Raw genomic sequence first — 294 nt, 5'->3', positions numbered from 1 at the left:
AGGCGCAGTCGGTCGGATAGCCCTCGGGCCGGGCCGCGATCCAGAAGGGCTCGGTGCGTGCGGCCCTGGCGAAGGGATCGAAGGTGGCGCGGTACCAGTCCTCGGGCAGGTTCTGCCAGGAGAAGGAGCCGGACAGCCCGCTGCGCTGGAGGAACCGGCCCATCAGCTGGCCGCCCTCGCTGACATGGCTGGTCAGCGTGGCGCTGCGGCCGAGATCGATCATCCCAAGATCGGTATAACCCCGGCGCGGCATTGCCAGCGCCCGGCCGGTCCCGATGACGCCGATCCGCGCCA

1 protein-coding gene is annotated in these 294 nt (G+C 70.7%); it reads right to left on the bottom strand.

The window, feature by feature from the left end; genetic code table 11:
- Window positions 1-294: hypothetical protein (locus BYZ73_RS23355; protein WP_220086904.1), on the bottom strand; the 294-nt coding region annotated here is incomplete at both ends.

It is taken from the genome of Rhodovulum viride (genome assembly GCF_003265965.1).
Taxonomy (GTDB): domain Bacteria; phylum Pseudomonadota; class Alphaproteobacteria; order Rhodobacterales; family Rhodobacteraceae; genus Rhodovulum; species Rhodovulum kholense.
The sequence above is the reverse complement of the archived record's forward strand: the minus strand, read 5'-3'. Positions and strand labels throughout refer to the sequence as shown.